The organism is Pseudomonas sp. GQ91 (assembly GCF_059758795.1).
Map to the genome: position 1 here is coordinate 35,196 of NZ_JCAXED010000008.1, position 25,151 is coordinate 60,346.

Here is a 25,151-nt window from a genome sequence, read left to right on the forward strand (position 1 = left end):
CCGCGGATAGTAATGGGTTGAAGCGGCTAAAGCAAGTGTGTTAGCAAAAAACTTGATCAGCCTCCCGAAAGGCTGCGATAAACCAGAACAGTGATGGCGGCGGCCAGCGAGCAACCCAGTGCATAGGCTGCCAGGGTCAGGCGCAGGGATTGGCCGGTTTCGATGATCTTCATCAGATCGCCCATATCGTTGATCCGTCCTTCTCCCAGCTCGATACACAGGCTGACTGCGGTGAAGGCGGCCGACAAAAGGATGGCGATGGCAAACAATGCGCCATCGGGAGACGGTAGGGCGGTGTTGATACCGATGGACATCGTACAGACGAGGAGCAGCAATAATGCAAATAGCAGCATTCCTTTCATGCAACGCGTTCCCCTCGACTGTAGGGCGGACAGTGTGGCGAGCTGAAGAGCGTTTGAAAAGTAGGATTGCTGGTCGACAGTTCAGCGGCGAGTACTGGCTAATGGCCGGCAATCTGAGGCTAAAGGCAGCGGTTGTGCACATTGGTGGCGCAGGCTGTCACCGGGCTTTGGCTGCTCAGTGAATGGCTTCGATAGTCTGGATCAAAAATATAAGTCAATGAAAAATCTGGCTTTTTTTTATTGGTGAAAAAATCGACAGTTTGAGCGCGCCCCCCGTTTCATGGGGCTTTGCGGGATTTAAAGGGAGGTTGTCCACTGAGTTATCCACAGCTTCTGTGGATTGTCCCGAGCGCTTGCTCTAGAACGGGCGTGCAGACTTTTTTCAGCTTTACCCATGCGAAAAAAGGAGTAGAGTGGCGCGCCTTCCGTTCTGCCCGACAGTGTTTTATGAAGTTTCGCTCAGTGTCACCTTCCGTTACCGATAGCCCCGCCAGTGTTACCGCTCCAAAGCGCTTCTCTTTGAAGGTCGCTATTTGGTTGCTGGACAACCCGCGCATTGGTGACAACCCCACTATCAAGCATCTTGCCGGACGGTTGCTCAAGCAGCCGGCGCGTGAAGGCGTGGTAGCGGCACAAAGCCGCCTAGGGCAACTGATGTGTCGCGAATGTGGCAATGCGCGGGATCGGCGCATTGGGCACGACCTGCTGCGCCAGGCCGCCCGTGCCGGCGACCGCCTTGCGCAGCGCGAGCTCGGGCAGATCGAAGACTGAGCTGTCCACAACGCGCCTGCTTGGTTAACCTTGGTCTTTTACGGTATTGGCAGGAGTGGCCATGGCTTTTGACTGGACCAGTGTGGCGCTGGGTCTCGGCGCCGCTGCGTTGCCTTTGCTGGTGCTGTACTGGCAGGTCCAACAGCGTCTGAATGCACGCAAGGCCGGCTGGGAGTTGCTTGAAGAGCGCTTGGCCATGGCGCAGATGGCCCAGGAAGGGCTGACGGCGCAACTGGACGCCAGTCGTGACGAAATCAGCGACCTGAGCCAGGCCAACGCTGCCAAACAGGCAGATCTGGCGGCGCTGCGCCGGGAAGTCGAGCTGCTTCAGATTGACCGCGACAACGCGCGGGATGCCGCCCATGCCTGGAACATCGAGCGTTCCGCCAAGGAAACCGAGCTGCGTCGGCTGGATGCCTTGTCGGCGTCCCTGCGTGCGGAGCTGCGCGAGCAACAGGAAGGCCACCAGCAACGCCTCAACGACCTGCACAGCTCGCGGGATGAGCTGCGTGCGCAGTTCGCCGAGCTGGCCGGAAAAATCTTCGATGAGCGCGAGCAACGGTTTGCCGAAACCAGCCAGCAGCGCCTCGGGCAATTGCTTGATCCGCTGAAGGAGCGCATCCAGTCGTTTGAAAAACGTGTGGAAGAAAGCTACCAAAACGAAGCACGCGAGCGATTTTCCCTGGCCAAGGAGCTTGAGCGGCTACAGCAACTGAATCTGCGCTTGTCGGACGAAGCCACCAACCTGACACGTGCCCTCAAGGGGCAGAAAACCCAGGGCAACTGGGGTGAACTGATTCTGGAGCGCGTGCTTGAACACGCGGGCCTGGAAAAGGGTCGCGAATACCAGACCCAAGTCAGTCTCAAGGGGCCGGATGGCGAGCGTTTCCAGCCGGACGTGCTGATCCTGTTGCCAGGCGATAAGCAGGTGGTGGTGGATTCCAAGGTCAGCCTCACGGCCTATCAGCAGTACGTGGCCGCCGATGATGAGGTGATGGGACAGGCGGCCCTTAAACAACATGTCTTGTCTTTGCGTAATCACGTCAAAGGCTTGGCCGGCAAGGACTATAAACGCCTGGAAGGCTTGCACAGCCTGGATTTCGTGCTGCTGTTCGTGCCGATAGAAGCGGCGTTCTCGGCCGCGTTGCAAGCCGAGCCGAATCTGTTTCAGGAAGCGTTCGACCGCAATATCGTGATCGTCAGCCCGACGACCTTGCTGGCGACCCTGCGGGTGATCGACAGCCTGTGGAAGCAGGAGCGACAGAGCCAGAACGCGCGGGAAATTGCCGAGCGCGCCGGCTGGCTGTACGACAAGTTCGTGTTGTTTATCCAGGATCTGGATGAGGTGGGTAATCGTCTTCAGCAGTTGGATAAGGCTTACAGCGCGGCGCGTAACAAACTGACGGAGGGACGCGGTAATCTGATCAGCCGTACCGAGCAGTTGAAGTTGCTCGGGGCCCGCGCCAGTAAAAGTTTGCCGGCGGATCTGCTGGAAAGGGCCATGACCGACGAAGACGGCGTGGCGCAGTTACCTGAATAGCCCACCGGGCATCGATCAGCCATCTCGAACAAGCCTGAAATCCCCCCCGTAGCAGCTACGGGGTAACGTGTGCCTCGAGATTTGCGCATGCTCGGCAAGATTCAAGACGGTATCTACAGGCGGCGCAATTTTCGCTGGGCAGGGTTCAAGGCGCCGGGCTACAAAGGCAGGTGGCGGCTCAGTAGCGCCCTGAGCGCAGCCGGTTTTACCGGTTTGGCCAGGTAATCCAATCCCGCCGCATGCACTTGCGCCACCATCTCCGGACGTCCGTCCGCGCTGATCACCACGCCGGGAATCGGCTCCGCCAGTTGCGCGCGCAGCCAGGCCATCAATTCGGTACCGGTCTCGCCATGGTCAAGGTGGTAATCCACCAGTGCCAATTGCGGACGCATTCCTTCGGCCAGCAAGGCGGCGCATTGCGCCTGGTCACGGGCAGTCCAGACCTGGCAACCCCAGCGGCTCAGCAGGCTGCGCATGCCAATCAGGATGCTGTCTTCATTGTCCACGCAGAGCACTTGAGCACCGCCGAGAGGTTGGCCTTTCTCCGGCACGGACTGAACGGGAGCGTTGGCCGGAGTCTTGGACAGGGGAACGGTGACGCTGAACACGCTGCCCTTGCCCGGCCATGAGTGCACCCGCAAACGATGACCCAAGACCCGGCACAGTCCGTCGGCAATGGCCAGTCCCAGGCCCAGCCCCTTTTCCGCGCGAGTCTGGTGGCTGTCCAGGCGCTTGAATTCTTCAAAGATCACTTTCTGTTTGTCCAGCGGAATGCCGGGGCCGCGGTCCCAGACTTCCAGGCGCAGTTCGCCAGCGCGACGCCGGACGCCCAACAGCACGGGGCCGTGGGCATAGCGGAAAGCGTTAGTCAGGAAGTTCTGCAAGATGCGTCGCAGCAACTTGATGTCGCTGTCGACCCGCAAATGGCTGCCGCGCAAGCGGAAGCGCAAGCCTTGCTCCTGAGCCAGGACCTTGAACTCGGCCCCCAGCGCATCGAACAACTCGTTGAGGGCAAACGGTTGGCGGTGTGGCGTGATCTTGCCGTTTTCCAGGCGCGAGATGTCCAGCAAGTCGCTGATCAGGTCTTCGGCCGAACGCAGCGAGCTGTCCAGATGTTGCACCAATTGCCGAGCGTCTCCCGACATCCCTTCGTTCTGATGGGAAAGTGCGGCGGAGAACAGGCGTGCGGCGTTGAGAGGTTGCATCAAGTCGTGGCTGACGGCTGCGAGGAAGCGGGTTTTCGACTGGTTGGCCGACTCGGCGACGCCTTTGGCATCGGTGAGGGCGACATTGAGCTGCGACAGTTCCTGGGTGCGCTCGACGACGCGTTGCTCCAGGCCCTCGTTGGCCTCGGTCAAGGCCTGCTCAGCCTCGCGGAACGCGGTGATGTCGGTGAAACTCATGACGAAGCCGCCGCCGGGCATCGGGTTGCCGATCAGTTCGATCACTCGGCCGTTGGGGAACAGTCGTTCAGAGGTGTGCGCGCGACCCTGGCGCATCCAGTGCAGGCGCCGGGCCACGTGCACCTCGGCTTCTCCCGGCCCGCACAGCCCGCGCTCGGCGTTGTAGCGAATGATATCGGCAATCGGCCGGCCCACGCTGATCAGCCCGTCCGGATAGTTGAACAACTCCAGGTAGCGACGGTTCCAGGCCACCAGCTTGAGGGACTGGTCGACCACGCTGATGCCTTGGGTGATGTTCTCAATCGCGCCTTGCAGCAGCGCGCGATTGAACTGCAAGACTTCGGATGCCTCGTCGGCGATCCTGACTACATCCTCCAACTGCATTTCCCGGCCTTCAATGGCCGCTTTCACTACCGCTCGTGTCGACGACGCGCCGAGTACACCGGCCAGCAGCCGTTCGGTATGGGCGATCCAATCGTTGTCGGCGTTCTGGTTGGGATTGAAGCTCTTGCCCTGACGATAGGCAAAGCGAATAAAACTCTGTTGAGCCCGCTCTTCACCGACAAAACGTGCGGCCAGGCTGAGCAAATCATTAATCTGCACCGACAGCATCGAGCGTGCGCTGGCCCGCTGGCTGATTTCCTGGCCGATAAACCGTCCGGCCTGCCAGTGCTCGGACACGCGGGTGCGCGACAGCACCGAGACCCAGGCAAACAGCGTGAAGTTACCCGCCAGCGACAACACCACACCTTGTGTCAGCGGGGTGATCGGCAGTCCCAGCGGATTGCCGTGCAGCCACGCCAGGCCCGGGAACAGGTTGAGTGACAAACCCAGGCTATGGGCGGCAATCGGCAGCACCAGGGTGTAGAACCACAGGAAGGTCCCGGCGGCCAGGCCGGCGAACACGCCCCGGCGGTTGGCCTGTTTCCAGTACAGCGCCCCGAGCATCGCCGGGGCCAGTTGTGTGACGGCGGCAAAGGCGATCTGACCGATGGTCGCCAGGCTCGCGGTGGAGCCAAGCAAGCGATAGCTGACGTAGGCCAGCAGCAAAATAATCACAATGCTGACCCGGCGCACCGAAAGCATCCAGTGGCGAAACACTTCGAACGGCCGCTCGGCGTTGGTGCGGCGTAGCAGCCAGGGCAGCAACATGTCGTTGGAGACCATGGTCGACAGTGCGACACTGGCGACGATCACCATCCCGGTCGCCGCCGAGGCACCGCCAATGAACGCCAGCAATGCCAAGGCCGGGTGCGCTTCGGCCAGGGGCAGGCTGATCACATAGGAGTCCGGCAGCACCGAATCCGGCAACAGCATTTTTCCACCCAGGGCAATCGGCACCACGAACAGCGCCGCCAACACCAGGTAGGCCGGGAACACCCACTTCGCCAGGCGCAGGTCCTGGGGGTCGATGTTTTCCACCACGGTGACGTGGAATTGCCGGGGCAGGCAGATAATCGCCATCATCGCGACGCCGGTCTGGACCACCATCGACGGCCAGTTGATGGTCTCTTTCCAATACGCTTCCAGCCGGGGTGCGAGCTTCGCCTGATTGAACAGATCGTCAAAACCGTCGTACAGGCCATACGTCACAAAGGCCCCGACGGCGAGGAACGCAAACAGCTTGACCAGGGACTCGAAGGCAATCGCCAGCACCATGCCGCGGTGGTGTTCGGTGGCATCCAGGTTACGGGTACCGAAAACAATGGTGAACAGCGCCAGCACCAGGGACACAATCAACGCGGTGTCCTGGGCGCGCGTACCGGTGGCATCGGCCCCGGCGCCGATCAGCAGGTTGACCCCCAGCACGATGCCTTTGAGTTGCAGGGCGATATAGGGCAGCACACCCACCAGGCAGATCAATGCCACCACCACGGCCAGGGTCTGGGATTTGCCATAGCGGGCCGCGATAAAGTCGGCGATGGAGGTGATGTTTTCCTGCTTGCTGATCAGCACCATCTTTTGCAAGACCCAGGGCGCCAGCAGCAACAGCAGAACGGGTCCCAGGTAGATTGGTAAAAATGCCCACAACTGTTCGGCGGCCTGGCCGACGGCACCGAAGAAGGTCCAACTGGTGCAGTAGACCGCCAGTGACAGGCTGTAGACCCACGCACGCAGCCGGGGCGTCAGCGGCTTGAGGCGACGGTCACCGTAAAACGCGATGGCAAACATAATGGCCATATAGGCCAGGGCAACGGCGGCGATCAGCCCGCTGGACAACGTCATGGGAACTCCGGACAGAAGAACACCCAGGCATTCCAGGCCCGGGACGACAGTCTCGCATGATGTTTGAAGTTAGTCTGTGTCGACGAAAGTCGTGTGGGCCTGGCGCTGGCATTCAGCGGCGGGGCAGGGTCTTCTGGCGCAGAATATAGATCGTCACCAGCACCGCACTGATCAGCATGAACGCACGGGCCCAGGGCAGCGGGACCAGGTAGCAGGACACACCAATGCTCAGCCACATCAGACCGATCGCATACGCCTTGCCCTTCAAGGGGATGCCATTGCCATCCAGGTAGTCGCGAATCCACGGACCCAGGCGCGGGTGTTGCACCAGCCAGTCGTAAAAGCGTGGAGAGCTGCGGGCAAAGCAGGCTGCCGCCAGCAAGAGGAAAGGGGTGGTGGGCAATACGGGCAGGAATATCCCGATCACCCCGAGTACGACGCTCAGCCAGCCAATGGCTAGCAGCGCGTATCGTACAATCGGCGAGTGCTTGCCCATGGGTGTCACGGGCGAGGGACTTAGTGGTGGCGAGGCTTGAGGATCGCCGGTTTCTCGTCAGGTGCATTGCACAACAGGTACAGCGCAGTCAGTGCTTCCGGGATCTGCACGATCATGTCGTCCATCAGGTTGGCGTCGGCCGCGATGTCGGCGAACTCCGGCTGATCGTCGAACAAGCCGGAACCGACCATGATCGGCAGCAACATTTCGCTGACTTCTTCCTCGGCGGTCTCGAACCAGGCCGCTTCGCGCAGGAACACCCCTTCCATGAAGCCGATGCACCAGCCGCGCAGGTCGGAGTCGTCCGGCTCTTCGCCGAGGTCCAGTTCGCAAGGCAGCTCGAATTCCTCGTCGGACGCCAGTTGGCGGGCGATGTGGGCCTTGAGGGCGAGCAGGGTGGATTCGATTTCCTCGCGCTGCGCGGCGTCTGCGTAGTGCGGCTCCTCGGCGAACAGCGCGTCGATCCACTCGCGCTCGGGTACCGACTCGGAGCAGATCGAAAGAGCGGTCAGATAGCCGTGGGCGGCCACGTAGTCCAGCGCCTCGTCGTGCAGCTCATCGGCATCGAGGAAGGCTTGCAGGCGGGTTAGTTGCTCAGCGAAGGACATTGAAGGACTACCTTGGGAATAAACGATGCTGAATTCTAGGCCTTCTTGAGCGCGCAGGCCAGCCGCACGGCATATTTGCAAGGTTATCCGTCGCCGCGCTATTCGTCAGTGGCGCCCTTTGCCGGGTGGGGCTCGGGTATACTGCCGCGTTTTGTGATGCCCTTGCAGGCCCGGCGCCGTTCGCGGGAAAACTTCGCTTACGGATTATTCCCGTGCGATCGCGCTTTTTCAGCCAGCCTGTACAGAGGGATTTCGGTGGAATTTGGAGTTTTTCATGCTTGAACAGGCTCAGCGCGTCCTCAAGGACATCTTCGGCTACGACAGTTTTCGTGGCCGCCAGGGTGCAATCATTGAGCGCGTGGCCAGCGGTGGTGATGCGCTGGTGCTGATGCCTACCGGTGGCGGCAAGTCGTTGTGTTTCCAAGTGCCAGCACTGCTGCGAGAAGGTCTGGCGGTGGTGGTCTCGCCACTGATCGCGCTGATGGATGATCAGGTCGCCACCCTTGAAGAGCTGGGTGTTGCCGCCGCCTCCTTGAATTCCACCCTGAGCGCCGAACAACAGCGCGACCTCGCGGCCCGTATCCGCCGCGGTGAAGTGAAGATGCTTTATCTGGCGCCCGAACGCCTGGTGCAGCCGCGCATGCTGGCGTTTCTGCAGAGCCTGGAAATTGCCCTGTTCGCCATCGACGAAGCCCACTGTGTATCCCAGTGGGGCCATGATTTCCGGCGTGAATACCTGCAATTGGGGCAATTGGCGGAACTGTTTCCCGACGTGCCGCGCATTGCCCTGACGGCCACCGCCGATAAGCGCACCCGTGAGGAAATCGTCGAGCGCCTGCACTTGCAGAATGCCGAGCGTTTTCTGTCGAGTTTTGACCGGCCGAATATTTTCTATCGCATCGTGCCCAAGGAGCAGCCACGCAAACAATTGCTGGCCTTCCTCTCGGAGCGGCGCAGCGATGCCGGCATCGTCTATTGCCTGTCGCGCAAGAAGGTCGATGAAGTCGCGGCGTTCCTTTGCGAACAGGGTTACCCGGCGCTGCCTTATCACGCCGGCCTGCCCAACGAACTGCGGGCCTATCATCAGAAGCGCTTCTTGAACGAAGAAGGCCTGATCATGGTGGCGACCATTGCGTTCGGCATGGGCATCGACAAATCCAACGTGCGTTTCGTCGCGCACATGGATCTGCCCAAGTCCCTCGAGGCGTACTACCAGGAAACCGGGCGTGCCGGGCGCGACGGCCTGCCGGCGGATGCCTGGATGGTCTACGGCCTGCAGGATGTGGTGATGCTCAAGCAGATGCTGCAGAACTCCGAAGGCGATGAGCGGCACAAGCGCCTGGAGCAGCACAAGCTCGATGCGATGCTGTCGTTGTGCGAAGAGACCCGCTGCCGGCGTCAGACGTTGCTCGCCTATTTCGACGAAGACATGCCCCAGCCGTGCGGCCATTGCGACAACTGCGTCGATGGCGTGCAGACCTGGGATGCCACCGAGCCCGCGCGACAAGGCCTGTCGGCGATCTACCGTACCGGCCAGCGATATGGTGTCGGGCATCTGGTGGACGTGCTGTTGGGCAAGGATAACGAGAAGGTCCGCAGTTTCGGCCATCAACACCTGTCCGTCTACGGGGTGGGCAAGGCGCGTGCCGAAGGCGAGTGGCGTTCGTTGTTCCGGCAGATGGTCGCCCGCGGCCTGGTCGACATCGACCTGGAAGGCTACGGCGGGCTGCGCTTGAACGACAGCTGCCGGCCGCTGCTCAAGGGCGAAGTCAGCCTTGAACTGCGCCGCGACCTGAAACCGCAGACCACGCCGAAGACCAGCACCAGCCAGGCCAGCCAACTGGTGCGAAGCGAAGAGCGCGAGCAGTGGGAAGCATTGCGGGCGTTGCGCCGCAAACTGGCACAGGAACACAGCGTGCCGCCCTATGTCATCTTCCCTGACTCCACCTTGCTGGAAATGCTCCGCGAGCAGCCGACCAGCATGGCCGAGATGGGTCGGGTCAGCGGCGTGGGTGCCCGTAAGCTGGAGCGTTATGGCCAGGCGTTCCTCGAAGTTCTTGGCGGGCAGACCGAAGCGCCGAAGGAAATTGCCGATATCCGCCACGAATTGATCAGCCTGGCGCGCGCCGGAATGACCCCGATCCAGATTGCCGGGCAACTGCAATGCTCGGAAAAGAACGTCTACACCTTGCTGGCCGAGTCCATTGGCCAACAGCAATTGTCCCTGGATCAAGCCATTGATTTACCAGAAGATTTGCTCGGCGAGATCCAGGATGCGTTTCTTGACGGAGAAGGCGAATTGCCAGCGGTTTCCGACATCGCTCCGCTGTTCACTGGCAGAGTGCCGGAGGGTGTTTTGTACTGTGTCAGAGCCGCTTTGCAGTCGGAATTCGAAGTTTAATGTGGCAATTACGACAATGTAACGAATCAGTCCGTGGCAAGTCTTGCCTACTGACATGGGTCATGCTTAGCTGGCTAATAATTAGCCAAACTTTATTTTCAGTCTAATCCATGAGTTTTTTATGTCGTTAACCGATCAACACCGTTTTGGCATGCAATTGGCGCAAATGTCTCGAGGCTGGCGTGCCGAACTGGATCGTCGTCTGGCGGGTCTCGGTTTGTCCCAGGCACGCTGGCTGGTGCTGCTGCACCTGGCTCGCTTTGAAGACGCGCCCACGCAACGCGAATTGGCGCAAAGTGTGGGGGTTGAAGGGCCGACCCTGGCCCGATTGCTCGACAGTCTGGAAAGCCAGGGGCTGGTGCAGCGCCAGGCGGTGGTCGAAGATCGTCGCGCCAAACGCATTGTGCTGTGCGACCCGGCACGCCCGCTGATCGAGCAGATCGAAACCATTGCCACGGCCTTGCGCCGTGAACTCTTTGTGGGTGTTGACGAAGAGGAATTGGCGGTGTGCATGCGGGTGCATGGACACATCCTGGCGAACCTGGAAAAGTCCTGAGCCGTGCCTTGACCGTTCCCGCCTGTGGGAACGGTTACTTTGCTGACGTCAGAAGGTCTGCCCGAGGTTCAGGTACACCGCTTTCTGATTGGCGTCGTTGAACCCATAGCTGAAATTCAGCGGTCCCAGCGGTGTATCGAAGCCGAGGAAAATACTCGCGGCGTTGATATAGCCGCTGTCGAACTCGTTATCGTTGTTCCAGGCCCGTCCCCGTTCCAGCGAGGCGCCCAGGTATAAAGGGAAGTCCAGCGGCAAGTACGAGCGTGGGGTCAGGCGACGATAGTAGACCGCGCGCATCAGGCTGACGTTCTGCCCTGAAATCGCGTCCTGGCGAAAGCCCGACAACTGTCGGGCGCCGCCCAGCAGGAAGCTCGAAATCACCACGTCCGAATCATCCAGCGTGCGCCCGTAGCGAGCGCCCAGCACCAGCGTGTCCGGACCGTGGCTCATGGCCTTGTCCAACTTGAATTCCCACTGGCGATAGCGTTGGTCGGAACCCAGCCCCGGCTCGAATTCACGGAAAGCCAGGCCGATTTCCTCGCCGGTGTGCGGGAAGTAGACGTTATCCAGTGTATCGAAGGAGTACTTCAACTCGTAGAAGCCTTCGTTGAAGCTGACGCTTGGCAGGTCCCGGTCGCCGATGCGTACATCGGCGTTGCCCCAGGCTTCGCCGACACCGAAACGGATCTCGCCACTGTTGCCGATCTGTCGGCCAACGTTCAAGCCGAAGCCATAACGTTCCAGGCGATATTCCGAGATGGGATCGTTATCCAGGATCAGTTCGACGTTCTGGGCCTGGGCACTGATGTAAGGCGCGATGAAGTAGCGTGAGCCGGTATCCATAGGCTGGTAGAACTCGCTGTAAAGCTCCTGGCGGTCGCCGATCTGCACGCGGGTCAGCCACTCGGCGCCGAGGCGATTGATACCGTTGACGCGGTAGCTGGCGCCAAGGTTGAAGGCGCTGTCGCCACGCATGTCATCGGACAGGTTGAGGCCCAGTCGCAAATAATCGGTGCCACTGCGTTTGCCACGGGCGCTGATTACCAGGGTGTTGTCCTGCCCCTTTTTCACCACGCGGTATTGCACCTGCTCGAAGTAGTCCAGGCCGTACAGGGTTCCCATGTCAGATTGCAGTCGGCCCAGATCCAGTGGCTCGTCGATGGGCTGACGGATGTAGTAACGGATCACCTCGTCTCCGACTTTCGAGTCGTTTTCCACCTTGATCGCGGTGATCTTTGGATTGCGCTGGCCCGGTGTGCGTGCGGCGTTCAGTTCGGCGTCGACCGAATCGACGGGGCGCAGGCGGGCCAGGCGCGCATCCAGGGTGCGAGTGGCGCGGTAACCCGCGTCGATCATCTCTTCGGCCCGACCAAAATCCGTCACGCCAAACGCCGCCAGCGGTGGTTGGATCAGTACATCGTCCGGACGCAGCGCCTTGAGTTGCTCTTCAGAATTGCTGCGGGTCATCAGGGTGATGGACTGGTTGAGCACGTCCACCACCGTCGCCAACTGCTTGCGACTGCGTAACGGCGTACCGATGTCCACCACGATAGCCACATCGACCCCCATTTCCCGTGCCACATCCAACGGGATGTTGTCGGTCATGCCGCCATCCACCAGCAGGCGACCGTCCAGTTCCACTGGCGCGAAGACAGCCGGGATCGACATGCTGGCGCGAATCACCTGAGGCAGGTGGCCCTTGCGAAACACGACTTTTTCGCCGCTGGTGATATCGGTGGCCACGGCCCGGAATGGAATGGGCAGCTTGTCGAAGTCCCGGGTGTCGCTGCTGTGAGCGAACATGCTTTCCAGCAACAGCGCCAGGTTCTGGCCCTGGATCACTCCCAGGGGCAGGCCGAGGCTGCCATCGTCGCGAAAACTGAGCTTCTGCTTGATCAGAAAGTCCCGGTCATCCTGTTTGCGCCGGAACGGCACGTCTTCCCGGGGTGGGGCGTCGGACAACGCCAGTTGCCAGTCGATGTTCAGCGCCAGTTTTTCCAGCTCGTCGATCTTGTAGCCCGACGCGTACAGCCCGCCAATGACCGCGCCCATGCTGGTGCCGGCGATGGCATCGATATGAATGCCTTGCTCTTCCAGGGCCTTGAGCACACCAATGTGCGCCAGGCCACGGGCAGCGCCACCGGAGAGCACCAGGCCGACCTTTGGACGGGGTGTATCGACGGCTTGCACAAGGACGGGGAACAGGCACAGCAACAGGCAGGACAGCAGGCGGCGCATCATCAATCTCGGGACTGGACGATAAAGGTCGCTATTATAGCCATCCGAGCAACCCGTCCTGTTATGTCCGGAGTCTGTCATTTCATGTCTGCGTCCAAGCCCGAGATCGTCATCACTTATTGCACGCAATGTCAGTGGTTGCTGCGCGCGGCGTGGCTGGCTCAGGAATTGTTGAGCACGTTTGCCGACGACCTCGGCAAAGTGGCGCTGGAACCCGCCACCGGTGGCGTGTTTCGTATCACCTGCGACGCTGTGCAGATTTGGGAGCGCAAGGTCGATGGTGGCTTTCCGGAGGCCAAGGTGCTGAAGCAGCGGGTGCGCGACCAGATCGACCCGCAGCGCGACCTGGGGCACAACGATCGCACGCAATGACCGTCATTGCCGGCCGCTGCGCACGGCCGGCGTACACATCAGGCCACCGCCGCCGGTTGTTTGGCCTTGCCGGGGCTTCCCATGAGGCCTGAGATCACGATCGCGACGATAATCAGCGTGCCGCCGAGCAGCATGCGCAGGGTCGGGTTTTCGTCGAACAACAACCAGGCCACGGTGATGCCGTAGACCGGCTCCATGGCAAACACCACCGCGGCCGTGCGCGCCTTGAGCACGGCGAGGCTGGCGACAAACAGGCTGTGGGCCAGGCCGGTACAGAACACGCCGAGCAGGCCGATCCACAACCAATCCAGTGCGCGCACGTCGGCCAGGCCGGGCGCCGCCACTGGCAGCAAGCACAGCGCGACCACCAGGTTCTGGCAGAGCGCGGCTTGCACTGGCGGGATGCGTCCGCTGGCGCGATTGTTGAGCGACAGCAGCGAAAACAGCAGGCCGGAGCCGACCGCCCAGATCAAGCCGCTGGTGGCCTGGCTGGCAAGGTCGAAATCCGGCGTGACCAGCACCAGGCCGACACTCACCAAGATCACCAGCACGATTTCATTGGTGCGAATCCGTTCGCGGAAGATCAGCCCTTCGAGGATCACCGTGAACGCCGGGAAGGTGGTGAAACCCAAGGTCGCTATCGCCACGCCGGCCACCTTTACCGCAATAAAAAAACTCACCCAGTGTCCGGCCAGCAGCAGGCCGCTCAGGAGCAGGCGTTGCCAATCGGCGCGGTACAGTTTTTGCCACGGCGTGTTGCTGGCAAATCTTGCGAACACCGCCAGTGCGATCACGGCGAACGCAGCCCGGCCAAACACGATCATGTTCGGCGATGCGGCGGCGAGTTTGCCGAAGACACCGGTGAGGCCAAACATCAATGCACCAATGTGCAGGGCGCCGAGGGCGGTGCGGGGAGTCATGACGATCCTTAAGCAATAAGCAGGCTGGCGCCCAGTGTAGAGCTGTGAGTCGCGCGATGTCTGTCGTGGAAGTCGCGGGTTTTGTCGCAGGACTAGCGTGCTTGGTCGAGCCGTCGCAAGGCCCCCGGGGCGCTGCCGAACTCGCGCAGCACCGCGGCGGCAAAGGCGCTTTGCGATCCGTAGCCGACCCGACCGGCAATCTCACCGATGGGCAGGTGCGTGTCGCGCAACAATCCACGTGCCATCTGCAGGCGGCGGGCGCGGATGTACTCCATCGGTGTTTGTCCGCATTCGGCGAGAAACCGTGCATGCAGTCGGGCGACCGATAGATCGGCGAGCCGGGCCAGGTCCGCGACTTGCAACGGGTAAGCGGCCTGTTGATCGATATGCGCGTTGAACGCAGCAAAGGGCAGGCGTCGGCTTGCGTGCCGAGCGGCTGCCGGGCCGTTGAGGGAGGCCAGCAACAGGACCGCACCTTGCTGGGCGATCAGCGGGTCTTGCAGCGGGCTGCCCGCCAACCAGTTGACCAACTGGCCTTGCCGGGCGTCCAGCAGCACACGTGCGGGTTGATCCAGCAAGCGGCGGCTGGCATCGGCGTGTTCTCCCAGCGATTGCACCACCCACTGCTCATCAGGCACATCCAGCACCAGGCAATGACTGCCGTGGGGACTGCCGCAGGCGTGATGCGTGGAGAAGGGCAGGACCATGACCCCATGCGGGCGTATTTCGCCGCCAACACCTTCCACCTCGAAGTCCAGGCGACCGGCCAGGCCGAACACCAGTTGCGCGTGGTCGTGACTATGGGTAATCAGGTCGTGGGTGTAGTGACGCAGCGTCAGGGTCGGTCTCATTGCAATCTCCCGGGCAGGCCGGCAGTTTACACCGCTTGCGCCCCGGCAAGCGCTGTCATCAGATTGACGCAACACTGTCATGGGCTATTAATCGCCAGGGAGCAAGCTCGCGAAAACACCGTTGAGGTATGCCCATGACCAGCGCCGAGCTCGCCAAACCCAGCCGCAAGCAACGGGTCCGTACCCTGTGGATCTCCGACGTGCACTTGGGCACCCGGGATTGTCAGGCGGAACACCTGTCGCGGTTTCTCAAGGGCTACCACGCCGATCGGGTGTATCTGGTGGGCGATATCATCGATGGCTGGAAAATGCGCGGCGGCATGTATTGGCCGCAGGCCCACACCAACGTGATCCGGCGCTTGCTGACCATGAGCAAGCGCGGCACCGAGGTGATCTACGTCACCGGCAACCACGACGAGTTTCTGCGGCGTTATTCGAAGCTGATTCTGGGCAATATCCAGCTGGTGGATGAAGCGGTCCACGTGACGGCCGACGGGCGCCACTTGCTGGTCATCCACGGCGACCAGTTCGATGTCATCACCCGTTATCACCGCTGGCTGGCGTTTCTCGGCGATTCAGCCTACGAATTTACCCTGACCCTCAACCGTTGGCTGAACCATTGGCGGGCCCGCTACGGTTATGGCTACTGGTCGCTGTCGGCCTACCTCAAGCACAAGGTGAAAACCGCGGTGAGTTTTATCAGTGACTTCGAAGAGGCCATCGCCCATGAGGTGACCCGGCGCGAACTGCATGGCGTGGTGTGCGGGCATATCCACCACGCGGAAATTCGCAAGGTGGGCGAGGTGGACTATCTCAACTGTGGCGATTGGGTGGAGTCGTGTACGGCGTTGATCGAACACTGGGACGGGCATATCGAGTTGTATCGATTGTCCGACGAGCAGGCCAGGGACGCGCAGCTCAAGGCTGAGATGGTGGTGGGCTAACGATCACCGCGGTCAAGAAAGTGGGAGCGGGCTTGCTCGCGATAGCGGTAGGTCAGCCCATGTATTCGGTGACTGACACTCCGCTATCGCGAGCAAGCCCGCGCCCACATTTGCATCGCGTTTTGCCTCAGTCTTTACAGACGTCTGCAATGGCCTCGGCAAGCAACCCTAGGCGTGTCTCATCAATCCCGGCGACGTTCGCGCGCCCGGAGTTGACCATGTACACGCTGTGTTTTTCCCGCAGTTGTTGCACCTGCCCGGCGCTCAAGCCGGTGTAGGAAAACATCCCGCGTTGCACGCCAATATGCGCGAATCGCTCTGACAAACCATGGGGCGCCAAGGCTTCTACCAGCCCCGAGCGCAACTGCGCGATCCGCGAGCGCATGGCTTCGACTTCCGTGCTCCAGAGCTGTTTCAGCGCGGCGTCACCGAGAATCGTCGCGACGACCGCAGCCCCGTGATCCGGCGGCGTCGACCACAGGTTGCGTGCGATAAAGGCCAGTTGGCTGCGCACATCCAGCAGCTTTTCAGCCGCGTCGGCGCAGACGATCAGCGCGCCCACGCGATCGCTGTACAAGCCGAAGTTCTTCGAGCAAGAGCTGGTGATCAGCACTTCGGGCAATGCATTGGCAAACAGCCGGACCGCCCAGGCGTCTTGCTCCAGGCCATCGCCAAAGCCCTGGTAGGCGAAGTCGATCAGCGGCAGCAGTTGGCGCTCGCGGACGATCTCCAGCACCTGGCGCCAGTCATCCCGGGACAGATCGAAGCCGCTGGGGTTGTGGCAGCAGGCGTGCAGCAGCACCACGTCACCCTTGGGCACGTTGGCCAGGGTCGCGAGCATCGCCGCTACGTCCAGGCGATTGTCACTGTCGACGTAAGGGTAGTGGCTGACCTTGAGCCCGGCCTTGGCAAAAATGGTTTCGTGGATCGGCCATGTCGGATTACTCAGCCATACGCCGCGACCCGGCAGGTTGTGGGCGATGAAGTCGGCACTCAGGCGCAGGGCGCCCGTCCCGCCCGGGGTTTGGGTCGCGCCGGCACGACGCGCCTTGAGCAGTGGCGACTCGGCGCCCAGCACCAATTCGCTGATCAACGTGCCAAAGGCGGCGTTGCCATGCCCGCCGATGTAGGTTTTGGTGGTCTGCTGCTCGACCAGCCGTTGCTCGGCACGTTTCACCGCTTGCAGAATCGGTGTCAGGCCCTGGGCGTCTTTGTAGACGCCCACCCCGAGGTCGAACTTTTGCGGGTTCGGGTCTTTGGCATAAGACTCCATCAGCCCGAGGATCGGGTCGCCGGGGACGCGGCCAATGGCGGCGAATTGCATCACTTGCGGCCCTCGGCAGTCTTGGCCACTTCGTCCGTGCGCGCGGCCATGATGAAGTCGTTGCGGTGCAGGCCCTTGATCGAATGGCTCCACCAGGTCACGGTGACTTTGCCCCACTCGGTGAGCAGGCCAGGGTGGTGACCTTCGGCCTCGGAGATTTCGCCCATGGCGTTGGTGAAGGCCAGGGCAAACTTGAAGTTCTTGAACAGAAAGACCTTTTCCAGCTGCATCACGCCATCACGCACTTCGATGTTCCAGTCGGGGATCTGCTTGAGCAGTACCGGCAGTTCTTCGTCGCTGACCTGTGGAGCGTCGGCGCGGCAGGCTTCGCAATGGGCTTGGTTCAAGGTGGTCATGAGCGTGTTCCTGAAATCGAGTGGGTGGAAGTCAGTCGTCAGTGGCGTCACCCTAAAGCAACGCGCGGCCAGGGCATAGGCTCACCTGGCGATAAAGGCAGGGGTTCAGGCCGCCTTGGGTTTGGGTGGGAACAGCGGCGCATGCAGACCCAACTGCATGCCGCGCTCGACCATGCCCATGATGTCTTCCTGCGCCACTTCGAACAGGCGCTTGAGATTGGGCAGGACAAAGTACAACGGTTGCAGGATGTCGATGCGATAAGGTGTGCGCATGGCTTCCAGCGGATCGAAGGCTTGATGCTTGGGCTGGTCCGACAGGCAGTACACGGTCTCTTTGGGCGAAGACAGAATGCCACCCCCGTAGATGCGTCGGCCTTCTGGCGTGTCCACCAGCCCGAACTCGATGGTCATCCAGTACAGGCGGGCAAGGTACACGCGCTGCTCTTTGGTGGCTGCGAGGCCAAGCTTGCCGTAGGTGTGGGTGAATTCGGCAAACCAAGGGTTGGTCAGCAGTGGGCAATGGCCGAATATCTCGTGGAAAATGTCCGGCTCTTGCAGGTAATCCAGCTCTTCGCGGGTACGAATAAAGGTCGCCACCGGAAACTGCTTATTGGCGAGCAATTCAAAGAAGGTCTGAAAGGGAATCAGCGCGGGTACCCGGGCAACTTGCCAGCCAGTGGTTTCGGCCAGCACTTTATTGATATCCGCCAGTTGCGGGATACGGTCGTGGGGCAGGGCGAGCTTGTCGATGCCATCCAGGTATTCCTGGCAGGCGCGACCTTCGATCACTTTCAGTTGACGAGTGATCAGGGTATTCCACACCGCGTGTTCTTCAGGCGGGTAGTGGATAAAACCTTGCGCGTCGGGCTCGCGGGCCACGTACTGCGTCTGCTTCATACGGCTCTCCTGCTAGGCATTCGTTCTTGTTATGTCCTGCTATGTGCCTATTGATACCTCTCCCGCAGCTGGATTCCAGCCGCCTGTTGTCCAGGTAAGTAGGAAAAGTCTGCATGGTTTGTAAACTATTCGTTACGTCTTGTGCGTCGAGTGCTGGGGATTGCGATTTCCAGGTTTAAAAAGGTCGATGGCTGTCACATAATCTTGACGACTATCTGCGTCCAGCGGCAAAAAGACGCAGTCCGATCAGCCCTTCTCTAACCCATTGGGCCTTTTCATGCGTATCAAAGTGCATTGCCAGAACCGTATTGGCATCCTGCGGGACATCCTCAATCTGCTGGTCGAGTACGGCGTCAACGTCGCCAAAGGCGAAGTCGGTGGCGAGCATGGCAACGCCATTTACCTGTACTGCCCGAATCTGGTGAACATGCAATTCCAGGCACTGCGCCCGCAGTTCGAGGCGATTGCCGGGGTATTTGGGGTCAAGCGCGTAGGGTTGATGCCGAGCGAGCGTAGGCATATGGAACTCAACGCCTTGTTGGGGGCGTTGGAGTTCCCGGTGTTGTCCATCGACATGGGCGGCTCGATTGTCGCGGCCAACCGCGCGGCGGCTCAATTGCTCGGGGTGCGGGTGGATGAAGTCCCCGGGATTCCCTTGTCGCGCTACGCCGAAGACTTCGACTTGCCGGAGCTGGTGCGTGCCAGTAAATCGCGGATCAATGGCTTGCGGGTCAAGGTCAAGGGCGACGTATTCCTTGCCGACATCGCACCGCTGCAGTCTGCGGAACACGATGACAGCGAAGCCATGGCGGGCGCCGTGCTGACCCTGCACCGCGCCGACCGGGTCGGAGAGCGCATCTACAATGTGCGCAAACAAGAGTTGCGCGGCTTCGACAGTATTTTCCAAAGCTCCAAAGTCATGGCCGCCGTGGTCCGGGAAGCCCGGCGCATGGCACCGCTGGATGCGCCGCTATTAATAGAAGGCGAAACCGGCACCGGCAAGGAACTGCTGGCCCGTGCCTGTCATCTCGCCAGCCCGCGCGGGCAATCGCCATTGATGGCGCTCAATTGCGCGGGCTTGCCGGAGTCCATGGCTGAAACCGAGTTGTTCGGCTACGGGCCTGGTGCCTTTGAAGGGGCCAGGGCCGAGGGCAAGCTGGGCCTGCTGGAGTTGACCGCCGGCGGCACGCTGTTTCTCGACGGGGTCGGGGAAATGAGTGCGCGGTTGCAGGCGAAGTTACTGCGTTTTTTGCAGGACGGTTGCTTTCGCCGAGTAGGCAGTGATGAAGAGGTTTACCTGGATGTACGGGTGATCTGCGCGACCCAGGTGGATTTGTCGGAACTGTGTGCCCGTGGCGAGTTTCGGCAGGATTTGTATCATCGGTTAAACGTGCTGTCGCTGCATATCCCGCCGCTGCGTGAATGCCTGGATGGCTTGCCACCGTTGGTTGAACACTTTCTCGATCAGGCCAGCCGGTTGATTGGCTGCCCGTTGCCGAAGCTGGCGCCAGCGGCCATGGAGCGGCTCAGTCATTATCATTGGCCGGGCAATGTACGGCAACTGGAGAACGTGTTGTTTCAGGCGGTTTCCCTGTGTGACGGAGGGACGGTCAAGGCCGAGCATATTCGCTTGCCGGATTACGGCGTGCGTCAGCCGCTTGGCGATTTCTCTCTTGAGGGCAGCCTGGAAGAGATTGTCGGGCGCTTTGAAAAGGCGGTGCTGGAAAACCTGTATGCCGAACATCCCAGCAGTCGGTTGCTGGGTAAGCGTTTGGGCGTGTCCCACACCACCATCGCCAATAAATTGCGCGATTATGAAGTGCTCAAGGCCGACAAATAATCCCCGGCACAACTGGATTAAAAATGTGGGAGCGGGCTTGCTCGCGATAGCGCTGTATCAGTTGATAAATGCTTACCTGACACCGCGCTATCGCGAGCAAGCCCGCACACATTAGAACTCCGTTGCCGGTGAGCGGCACAACCCCGCCGTTTTTCCGACTCCCCTCAACCCCCCATCCACCCAGTCCACCCCGCAACCCCTTGCTCCGCCTGCCTTTGCGAAGATTTCAGGAAGTTGGTGCGTAAATTGCTAAAGAGTCTTCAGTGCAACGGTGGGCGGCAAACGTCCGTCAGAAAGAGGAATGAGCGTGGACAAGTACCTTTATGTGGCAATGACCGGCGCCAGCCAGAACGCACTGGCGCAAAAGGCTCATGCCAACAATCTGGCGAACATTTCCACCAACGGCTTTCAGCGAGACCTGGAGCAGGCCCGCTCGATGCCGGTGTTTGGTGACAGCTTTCCGGCGCGGGCGTTTGCCTTGACCGAACGGCCGGGCACCGATTTTTCTCCTGGTTCCATGGTCGAGACCGGTCGCGACCTTGACGTCGCCGTCGGCGGTGATGGTTGGATCGCGGTGCAAACCCCGGATGGCGGCGAAGCCTACGTGCGCACCGCCAGCATGAACATCGACGCGCTGGGCGTTCTGCGGGCCGGCAACGGCATGCCGATCATGGGCAACGGCGGGCCGATCGCGGTGCCGCCCGAGCAGAAAGTCGAAGTCGGCGAAGACGGCACCATCAGCATCCGCGCCATGGGCGAAGGCCCGCGGGTGATGGCTGAGGTGGACCGCATCAAGCTGGTCAAGCCGGACCTCGCCAACATGACCAAGGGGCTGGACGGCGCGATCCATACCAAGGACGGCCAGCCGGCACCGGTCGATGCCAGCGTCAAGGTGGTCTCGGGGTTTCTGCAGTCGAGCAACGTCAACGCCGTCGAAGAAATGACGGCGGTGCTGGCCCTGTCCAAGCAATTCGAGCTGCACATCAAAATGATGAACAGCGCCAAAGAAGACGATCAGGCCATGACCCGTGTCATGCAGATGAGCTGATAGCCGCTTCACTACCGGCTTTTAAATAAATAGCGCAACGCGGCGCCAACAAACAGGCGCACGAAGGAGAACAGCATGCTTCCGGCTCTATGGGTTGCCAAAACCGGCTTGTCCGCCCAGGACACCAACCTGACCGTTATTTCCAACAACCTGGCGAACGTGTCGACCACGGGCTTCAAGCGTGATCGCGCCGAGTTCCAGGACTTGCTCTATCAGATCAAGCGCCAGCCTGGTGCCCAGTCGACCCAGGACAGCGAATTGCCGTCGGGCCTGCAAGTCGGTACCGGTGTGTCGATTGTCGGCACCCAGAAAAACTTCAGCGCCGGCAACCTGCAGCAGACCGGCCAGCCGCTGGACATGGCGATCAACGGCCGCGGTTTCTTCCAGATTCTGCAACCGGATGGGACTACGTCCTACACCCGCGACGGCACCTTCCACCTGGACGCCAATGGCCAGGTGGTGACCGCCAACGGTTTTGCCCTGGAGCCGGCGATTGTCGTGCCCAACGACGCACAGACCTTTACCGTCGGCGCTGATGGCACCGTGTCGGTCACTATCGCCGGTAACCCGGCGTCGCAAGTGATCGGCAACCTACAGACCGCCGATTTCATCAACCCGGCCGGCCTGCAAGCCACCGGTAACAACCTGTTCCTGGAAACCGCCGCCAGTGGCGCGCCGCAAGTCGGCACCCCGGGCCTCAACGGTTTTGGTACCACCCTGCAAAGCACCCTGGAAACCTCCAACGTCAGCACCGTTGAAGAGATGGTCAACATGATCACCACGCAACGCGCCTACGAAATGAACTCCAAGGTGATTTCCACCGCCGACCAGATGCTTTCGTTCGTAACGCAGAATCTGTAATCAAGTCCATGACGCGTCGTTTGGGGCGTCTGCAACACCGTGAGGTAAGGGTCATGAGTCGCTTTGTTTCTGTTCTGGCATTGAGTGGGATTGCCGTGCTCGCGGGCTGCGTTGCCCCGACGCCAAAACCCAATGACCCGTACTACGCGCCGGTGTTGCCACGCACGCCGCTGCCTGCCGCCGCCAACAACGGCTCGATCTATCAGGCCGGTTTCGAACAGAACCTGTACAGCGACCGCAAGGCGTTCCGGGTCGGTGACATCATCACCATCACCCTCAATGAGCGCACCACGGCGAGCAAGAACGCCAACTCCCAGGTGGCCAAGAACAGCAAGACCGGGATTGGCCTGACCTCGCTGTTCGGCGGCGGCTTGAACACCAATAACCCGTTGGGCGGTGGTGACTTGAGCCTGGACGTCGGCTACAGCGGCGATCGCGCCACCAACGGCAGCAGCAAGGCGGGGCAGGGCAACAGCCTGGTGGGTTCGATCACGGTAACCGTGGCTGATGTATTGCCCAACGGCATCATTGCCATCCGCGGCGAGAAGTGGATGACGCTCAACACCGGTGACGAACTGGTGCGCATTGCCGGCATGGTGCGTGCGGATGACATTGCCACTGACAACACCGTGCCTTCCACGCGAATTGCCGATGCACGCATCACCTATTCGGGGACGGGTTCGTTTGCCGACGCCAGTCAGCCGGGCTGGTTTGACCGTTTCTTCCTTAGCCCGCTGTTCCCTTTCTAGGTGATCACTTTGACATTCAAACAGCTGATGGCGGCGGTGTTGTTGCTTTCCCTGAGCGTCGCCGCCCAGGCCGAACGCCTGAAGGACATCGCGAGCATTTCCGGGGTGCGCAGCAACCAACTGATCGGCTACGGGCTGGTGGTGGGGCTTAGCGGCACGGGCGACCAGACCACCCAGACGCCGTTCACCCTGCAGACCTTCAACAACATGCTCTCGCAGTTCGGGATCAAGGTGCCGGCCGGCTCGGGCAACGTGCAGTTGAAAAACGTCGCGGCGGTGTCCATCAGTGCCGATTTGCCAGCGTTTGCCAAGCCGGGGCAGGTGGTGGACATCACCGTGTCGTCCATCGGTAACTCGAAAAGCCTGCGCGGCGGCACCTTGCTGATGACCCCGCTCAAGGGGATCGACGGCAATGTCTACGCCATTGCCCAGGGCAACCTGGTGGTGGGCGGCTTCGATGCCGAGGGCCGTGACGGCTCGAAGATCACCGTCAACGTACCGTCCGCCGGGCGGATTCCTGGTGGCGCCACGGTAGAACGTACCGTGCCCAGCGGTTTCAATCAGGGCAACAGCCTGACCCTGAACCTCAACCGTTCGGACTTCACCACCGCCAAGCGTGTGGTGGACAAGATCAACGATCTGCTTGGCCCTGGTGTGGCTCAGGCCATCGATGGCGGTTCGGTGCGAGTGACGGCGCCGCTGGACCCGAGTCAGCGCGTGGATTACCTGTCGATCCTGGAAAACCTCGAAGTCGATCCGGGGCAGGCGGTGGCCAAGGTCATCATCAATTCCCGCACCGGCACCATCGTGATCGGTCAGAACGTCAAGGTGTCGCCAGCAGCCGTGACCCACGGCAGTCTGACCGTGACCATTACCGAAGACCCGATTGTCAGTCAGCCTGGGCCGTTTTCCAACGGCGAAACGGCTGTGGTTCCGCGCTCACGGGTGAATGCCCAGCAAGAAGCCAAGCCGATGTTCAAGTTCGGCCCGGGCACCACCCTGGATGAAATCGTCCGTGCGGTGAACCAGGTGGGCGCGGCGCCCGGCGACTTGATGGCAATCCTCGAAGCCCTGAAACAGGCCGGCGCCTTGCAAGCCGACCTGATTGTGATTTGAGGTCGTGGTCATGGACATGCGCAAGAGCGGTATCAGCAGTACGGCGGACTCGGGTTCTTACTCCGACCTCAATCGGCTGAACCAGCTCAAATATGGCGACAAAAACAGCGAAGGCAACATGCGCAAGGTGGCGCAGGAGTTCGAGTCGCTGTTTCTCAACGAGATGCTCAAGTCCATGCGCTCGGCCACCGATGCGCTGGGCCAGGACAACCCGCTGAACACGCCGGCGGCCAAGCAGTATCAGGAGATGTACGACCAGCAACTGGCGGTGTCGTTGTCCCGGGAGGGCGGCGGCATCGGTCTGGCGGACGTGCTGATGCGCCAGATGCAAAAGAACAAGCCAATGGAAGGGCAGGCCTCGACCTTGCAGGGGGCGGAGCAAGCGCCGAAGAAAGTCGACGTGCCGACCCCGATTGCCGCTGGCACCTTGGCGGATGGCCCGCTGGGTCGCTCCAACGGTCAGCGCCCATTGTGGGCATCGCGCGTGGCGGTGGCGCCGCGAGTGGATGACGGCGTGGTACACAACGACATGGCGCTGATGAATCAGCGGCGGATTTCCTTGCCGAGCAAGTTGACGGATCGCCTGCTGGCCGGGATCGTGCCGGGCGTTGAAGCCGCGAGCAACGCCAAGGCCGCGCCGCTGCGCAACAGTGCCCTTGAAGATGGCGTGATCAACGGCGCCGCGCGTACCTTTGCGGTGCGCGACTCGAACATGCAGATTCACGGCCGTGCCGTGGCCCAGCCGCCGCTGGCGCCGGCGAAGAAAACCTTCAGTTCGCAAGACCAGTTTGTCTCCACCATGCTACCGATGGCCAAGCAGGCTGCCGAGCGCATTGGCATCGACCCGCGTTATCTGGTGGCCCAGGCCGCCTTGGAAACCGGCTGGGGCAAATCGGTGATGCGCCAGCAGGACGGCACCAGCAGCCATAACCTGTTCGGGATCAAGGCCGGGCAGAGTTGGCAGGGCCCTCAAGCCCGGGCAATCACCAGCGAGTTTCGCAACGGCGCGATGGTCAAGGAAACGGCGCAGTTCCGTTCCTACGATTCCTATCAGGACAGTTTCCACGACCTCGTGACGCTGCTGCAAAGCAATGAAAGATATAAAGAAGTTCTGAAGTCGGCCGATAACCCGGAGCGATTTGTACGCGAGTTGCAGAAAGCCGGCTACGCCACTGATCCGAACTATGCCAGCAAGATTTCGCAAATCGCCAAGACGATGAACAGCTACCAGAATTACGCTGCCGCGCAGGCGCCCACTCTTCTATAAGGTCT

At 60.9% G+C, this 25,151-nt stretch carries 22 protein-coding genes; 12 read left to right on the plus strand and 10 right to left on the minus strand.

The genetic code is table 11. From position 1 onward, the window contains the following. Positions 1-56 precede the first annotated feature (56 nt). Positions 57-362, minus strand: coding sequence for a hypothetical protein (locus AC6CIA_RS13520; protein ID WP_498312675.1), 306 nt, complete (start codon positions 360-362; stop codon positions 57-59). 447 nt (positions 363-809) lie between these two features. Here AC6CIA_RS13520 and AC6CIA_RS13525 point away from each other — a divergent pair, with 447 nt between their 5' ends. Both AC6CIA_RS13525 and AC6CIA_RS13530 read left to right on the plus strand, forming a co-directional pair. Further along, the gene (locus AC6CIA_RS13525; protein WP_498312677.1) at positions 810-1,133 is read left to right on the plus strand and encodes a sel1 repeat family protein; all 324 of its coding nucleotides are present in this window, start codon (positions 810-812) and stop codon (positions 1,131-1,133) included. A gap of 175 nt (positions 1,134-1,308) precedes the next feature. Continuing rightward, positions 1,309-2,673, plus strand: a complete 1,365-nt coding sequence (locus AC6CIA_RS13530) for a DNA recombination protein RmuC (protein ID WP_498312972.1) — start codon at positions 1,309-1,311, stop codon at positions 2,671-2,673. 158 nt (positions 2,674-2,831) lie between these two features. Here the strand turns inward: AC6CIA_RS13530 and AC6CIA_RS13535 are convergent, their stop codons facing one another. The 3 genes from AC6CIA_RS13535 to AC6CIA_RS13545 form a co-directional block, all read right to left on the minus strand. After that, on the minus strand, positions 2,832-6,302 hold the full coding sequence (locus AC6CIA_RS13535; RefSeq protein ID WP_498312679.1) for a hybrid sensor histidine kinase/response regulator: 3,471 nt from the start codon (positions 6,300-6,302) through the stop codon (positions 2,832-2,834). Positions 6,303-6,414: 112 nt separating this feature from the next. Next, the gene (locus AC6CIA_RS13540) at positions 6,415-6,798 is read right to left on the minus strand and encodes a YbaN family protein (RefSeq protein ID WP_498312681.1); all 384 of its coding nucleotides are present in this window, start codon (positions 6,796-6,798) and stop codon (positions 6,415-6,417) included. A gap of 20 nt (positions 6,799-6,818) precedes the next feature. After that, positions 6,819-7,406: a UPF0149 family protein gene (locus AC6CIA_RS13545; protein WP_339528637.1), complete on the minus strand. Its 588-nt coding sequence runs from the start codon at positions 7,404-7,406 to the stop codon at positions 6,819-6,821. A 274-nt stretch (positions 7,407-7,680) separates the two neighbouring features. Here AC6CIA_RS13545 and recQ point away from each other — a divergent pair, with 274 nt between their 5' ends. After that, a complete protein-coding gene (recQ, locus tag AC6CIA_RS13550) occupies positions 7,681-9,807 on the plus strand; it encodes a DNA helicase RecQ (RefSeq protein ID WP_498312683.1) in 2,127 nt (708 codons plus the stop codon). Between the two features lie 121 nt (positions 9,808-9,928). Further along, the gene (locus AC6CIA_RS13555; RefSeq protein WP_498312685.1) at positions 9,929-10,363 is read left to right on the plus strand and encodes a MarR family transcriptional regulator; all 435 of its coding nucleotides are present in this window, start codon (positions 9,929-9,931) and stop codon (positions 10,361-10,363) included. Positions 10,364-10,411: 48 nt separating this feature from the next. Here AC6CIA_RS13555 and AC6CIA_RS13560 read toward each other — a convergent pair whose 3' ends face one another. Beyond that, positions 10,412-12,601: a patatin-like phospholipase family protein gene (locus tag AC6CIA_RS13560; RefSeq protein ID WP_498312974.1), complete on the minus strand. Its 2,190-nt coding sequence runs from the start codon at positions 12,599-12,601 to the stop codon at positions 10,412-10,414. Positions 12,602-12,685: 84 nt separating this feature from the next. Between AC6CIA_RS13560 and AC6CIA_RS13565 the strand changes: the two genes are divergently transcribed. Next, complete coding sequence (locus tag AC6CIA_RS13565; RefSeq protein ID WP_084379379.1) at positions 12,686-12,973, plus strand: Rdx family protein; 288 nt, start codon at positions 12,686-12,688, stop codon at positions 12,971-12,973. Positions 12,974-13,011: 38 nt separating this feature from the next. Here AC6CIA_RS13565 and AC6CIA_RS13570 read toward each other — a convergent pair whose 3' ends face one another. After that, on the minus strand, positions 13,012-13,893 hold the full coding sequence (locus AC6CIA_RS13570) for a DMT family transporter (RefSeq protein ID WP_498312687.1): 882 nt from the start codon (positions 13,891-13,893) through the stop codon (positions 13,012-13,014). A 92-nt stretch (positions 13,894-13,985) separates the two neighbouring features. Further along, complete coding sequence (locus AC6CIA_RS13575; protein WP_498312689.1) at positions 13,986-14,744, minus strand: helix-turn-helix transcriptional regulator; 759 nt, start codon at positions 14,742-14,744, stop codon at positions 13,986-13,988. 134 nt (positions 14,745-14,878) lie between these two features. Between AC6CIA_RS13575 and AC6CIA_RS13580 the strand changes: the two genes are divergently transcribed. After that, the gene (locus AC6CIA_RS13580; protein ID WP_084379375.1) at positions 14,879-15,688 is read left to right on the plus strand and encodes a UDP-2,3-diacylglucosamine diphosphatase; all 810 of its coding nucleotides are present in this window, start codon (positions 14,879-14,881) and stop codon (positions 15,686-15,688) included. A gap of 127 nt (positions 15,689-15,815) precedes the next feature. Here AC6CIA_RS13580 and AC6CIA_RS13585 read toward each other — a convergent pair whose 3' ends face one another. The 3 genes from AC6CIA_RS13585 to phhA form a co-directional block, all read right to left on the minus strand. Next, a complete protein-coding gene (locus AC6CIA_RS13585) occupies positions 15,816-17,012 on the minus strand; it encodes an amino acid aminotransferase (RefSeq protein ID WP_498312691.1) in 1,197 nt (398 codons plus the stop codon). Then, positions 17,012-17,368, minus strand: a complete 357-nt coding sequence (locus AC6CIA_RS13590) for a 4a-hydroxytetrahydrobiopterin dehydratase (protein WP_005790113.1) — start codon at positions 17,366-17,368, stop codon at positions 17,012-17,014. Before AC6CIA_RS13590 ends, AC6CIA_RS13585 begins: the two co-directional genes overlap by 1 nt. Positions 17,369-17,473: 105 nt before the next feature. Further along, the gene (gene phhA / locus AC6CIA_RS13595; RefSeq protein ID WP_498312693.1) at positions 17,474-18,265 is read right to left on the minus strand and encodes a phenylalanine 4-monooxygenase; all 792 of its coding nucleotides are present in this window, start codon (positions 18,263-18,265) and stop codon (positions 17,474-17,476) included. Between the two features lie 277 nt (positions 18,266-18,542). On the opposite strand from phhA, the gene AC6CIA_RS13600 reads away from it, so the two are divergent. The 6 genes from AC6CIA_RS13600 to flgJ all read left to right on the plus strand — a co-directional run bounded on the left by AC6CIA_RS13600 (position 18,543) and on the right by flgJ (position 25,146). Next, positions 18,543-20,105, plus strand: coding sequence for a sigma-54-dependent transcriptional regulator (locus AC6CIA_RS13600; RefSeq protein WP_498312695.1), 1,563 nt, complete (start codon positions 18,543-18,545; stop codon positions 20,103-20,105). A gap of 307 nt (positions 20,106-20,412) precedes the next feature. Then, the gene (locus AC6CIA_RS13605) at positions 20,413-21,153 is read left to right on the plus strand and encodes a flagellar basal body rod protein FlgF (protein WP_498312697.1); all 741 of its coding nucleotides are present in this window, start codon (positions 20,413-20,415) and stop codon (positions 21,151-21,153) included. A 75-nt stretch (positions 21,154-21,228) separates the two neighbouring features. Continuing rightward, positions 21,229-22,014 (plus strand): flagellar basal-body rod protein FlgG, encoded by a 786-nt coding sequence (flgG, locus tag AC6CIA_RS13610; protein WP_339528647.1) that lies wholly within the window; start codon positions 21,229-21,231, stop codon positions 22,012-22,014. A 53-nt stretch (positions 22,015-22,067) separates the two neighbouring features. Beyond that, positions 22,068-22,763, plus strand: a complete 696-nt coding sequence (gene flgH / locus AC6CIA_RS13615; RefSeq protein WP_084380697.1) for a flagellar basal body L-ring protein FlgH — start codon at positions 22,068-22,070, stop codon at positions 22,761-22,763. Positions 22,764-22,790: 27 nt separating this feature from the next. Next, positions 22,791-23,879, plus strand: a complete 1,089-nt coding sequence (locus AC6CIA_RS13620; RefSeq protein WP_339528782.1) for a flagellar basal body P-ring protein FlgI — start codon at positions 22,791-22,793, stop codon at positions 23,877-23,879. 10 nt (positions 23,880-23,889) lie between these two features. Beyond that, a complete protein-coding gene (gene flgJ / locus AC6CIA_RS13625) occupies positions 23,890-25,146 on the plus strand; it encodes a flagellar assembly peptidoglycan hydrolase FlgJ (RefSeq protein WP_498312699.1) in 1,257 nt (418 codons plus the stop codon). Positions 25,147-25,151 lie beyond the last annotated feature (5 nt).

Coding starts and splice junctions, on each gene's coding strand:
- AC6CIA_RS13520 (WP_498312675.1), bottom strand. CDS start 362: ATGAAAGGAATGCTGCTATTTGCATTATTGCTGCTCCTCGTCTGTACG.
- AC6CIA_RS13525 (WP_498312677.1), top strand. CDS start 810: ATGAAGTTTCGCTCAGTGTCACCTTCCGTTACCGATAGCCCCGCCAGT.
- AC6CIA_RS13535 (WP_498312679.1), bottom strand. CDS start 6,302: ATGACGTTGTCCAGCGGGCTGATCGCCGCCGTTGCCCTGGCCTATATG.
- AC6CIA_RS13540 (WP_498312681.1), bottom strand. CDS start 6,798: ATGGGCAAGCACTCGCCGATTGTACGATACGCGCTGCTAGCCATTGGC.
- AC6CIA_RS13545 (WP_339528637.1), bottom strand. CDS start 7,406: ATGTCCTTCGCTGAGCAACTAACCCGCCTGCAAGCCTTCCTCGATGCC.
- recQ (WP_498312683.1), top strand. CDS start 7,681: ATGCTTGAACAGGCTCAGCGCGTCCTCAAGGACATCTTCGGCTACGAC.
- AC6CIA_RS13555 (WP_498312685.1), top strand. CDS start 9,929: ATGTCGTTAACCGATCAACACCGTTTTGGCATGCAATTGGCGCAAATG.
- AC6CIA_RS13560 (WP_498312974.1), bottom strand. CDS start 12,601: ATGCGCCGCCTGCTGTCCTGCCTGTTGCTGTGCCTGTTCCCCGTCCTT.
- AC6CIA_RS13565 (WP_084379379.1), top strand. CDS start 12,686: ATGTCTGCGTCCAAGCCCGAGATCGTCATCACTTATTGCACGCAATGT.
- AC6CIA_RS13570 (WP_498312687.1), bottom strand. CDS start 13,893: ATGACTCCCCGCACCGCCCTCGGCGCCCTGCACATTGGTGCATTGATG.
- AC6CIA_RS13575 (WP_498312689.1), bottom strand. CDS start 14,744: ATGAGACCGACCCTGACGCTGCGTCACTACACCCACGACCTGATTACC.
- AC6CIA_RS13580 (WP_084379375.1), top strand. CDS start 14,879: ATGACCAGCGCCGAGCTCGCCAAACCCAGCCGCAAGCAACGGGTCCGT.
- AC6CIA_RS13585 (WP_498312691.1), bottom strand. CDS start 17,012: ATGCAATTCGCCGCCATTGGCCGCGTCCCCGGCGACCCGATCCTCGGG.
- AC6CIA_RS13590 (WP_005790113.1), bottom strand. CDS start 17,368: ATGACCACCTTGAACCAAGCCCATTGCGAAGCCTGCCGCGCCGACGCT.
- phhA (WP_498312693.1), bottom strand. CDS start 18,265: ATGAAGCAGACGCAGTACGTGGCCCGCGAGCCCGACGCGCAAGGTTTT.
- AC6CIA_RS13600 (WP_498312695.1), top strand. CDS start 18,543: ATGCGTATCAAAGTGCATTGCCAGAACCGTATTGGCATCCTGCGGGAC.
- flgG (WP_339528647.1), top strand. CDS start 21,229: ATGCTTCCGGCTCTATGGGTTGCCAAAACCGGCTTGTCCGCCCAGGAC.
- flgH (WP_084380697.1), top strand. CDS start 22,068: ATGAGTCGCTTTGTTTCTGTTCTGGCATTGAGTGGGATTGCCGTGCTC.
- AC6CIA_RS13620 (WP_339528782.1), top strand. CDS start 22,791: ATGGCGGCGGTGTTGTTGCTTTCCCTGAGCGTCGCCGCCCAGGCCGAA.
- flgJ (WP_498312699.1), top strand. CDS start 23,890: ATGGACATGCGCAAGAGCGGTATCAGCAGTACGGCGGACTCGGGTTCT.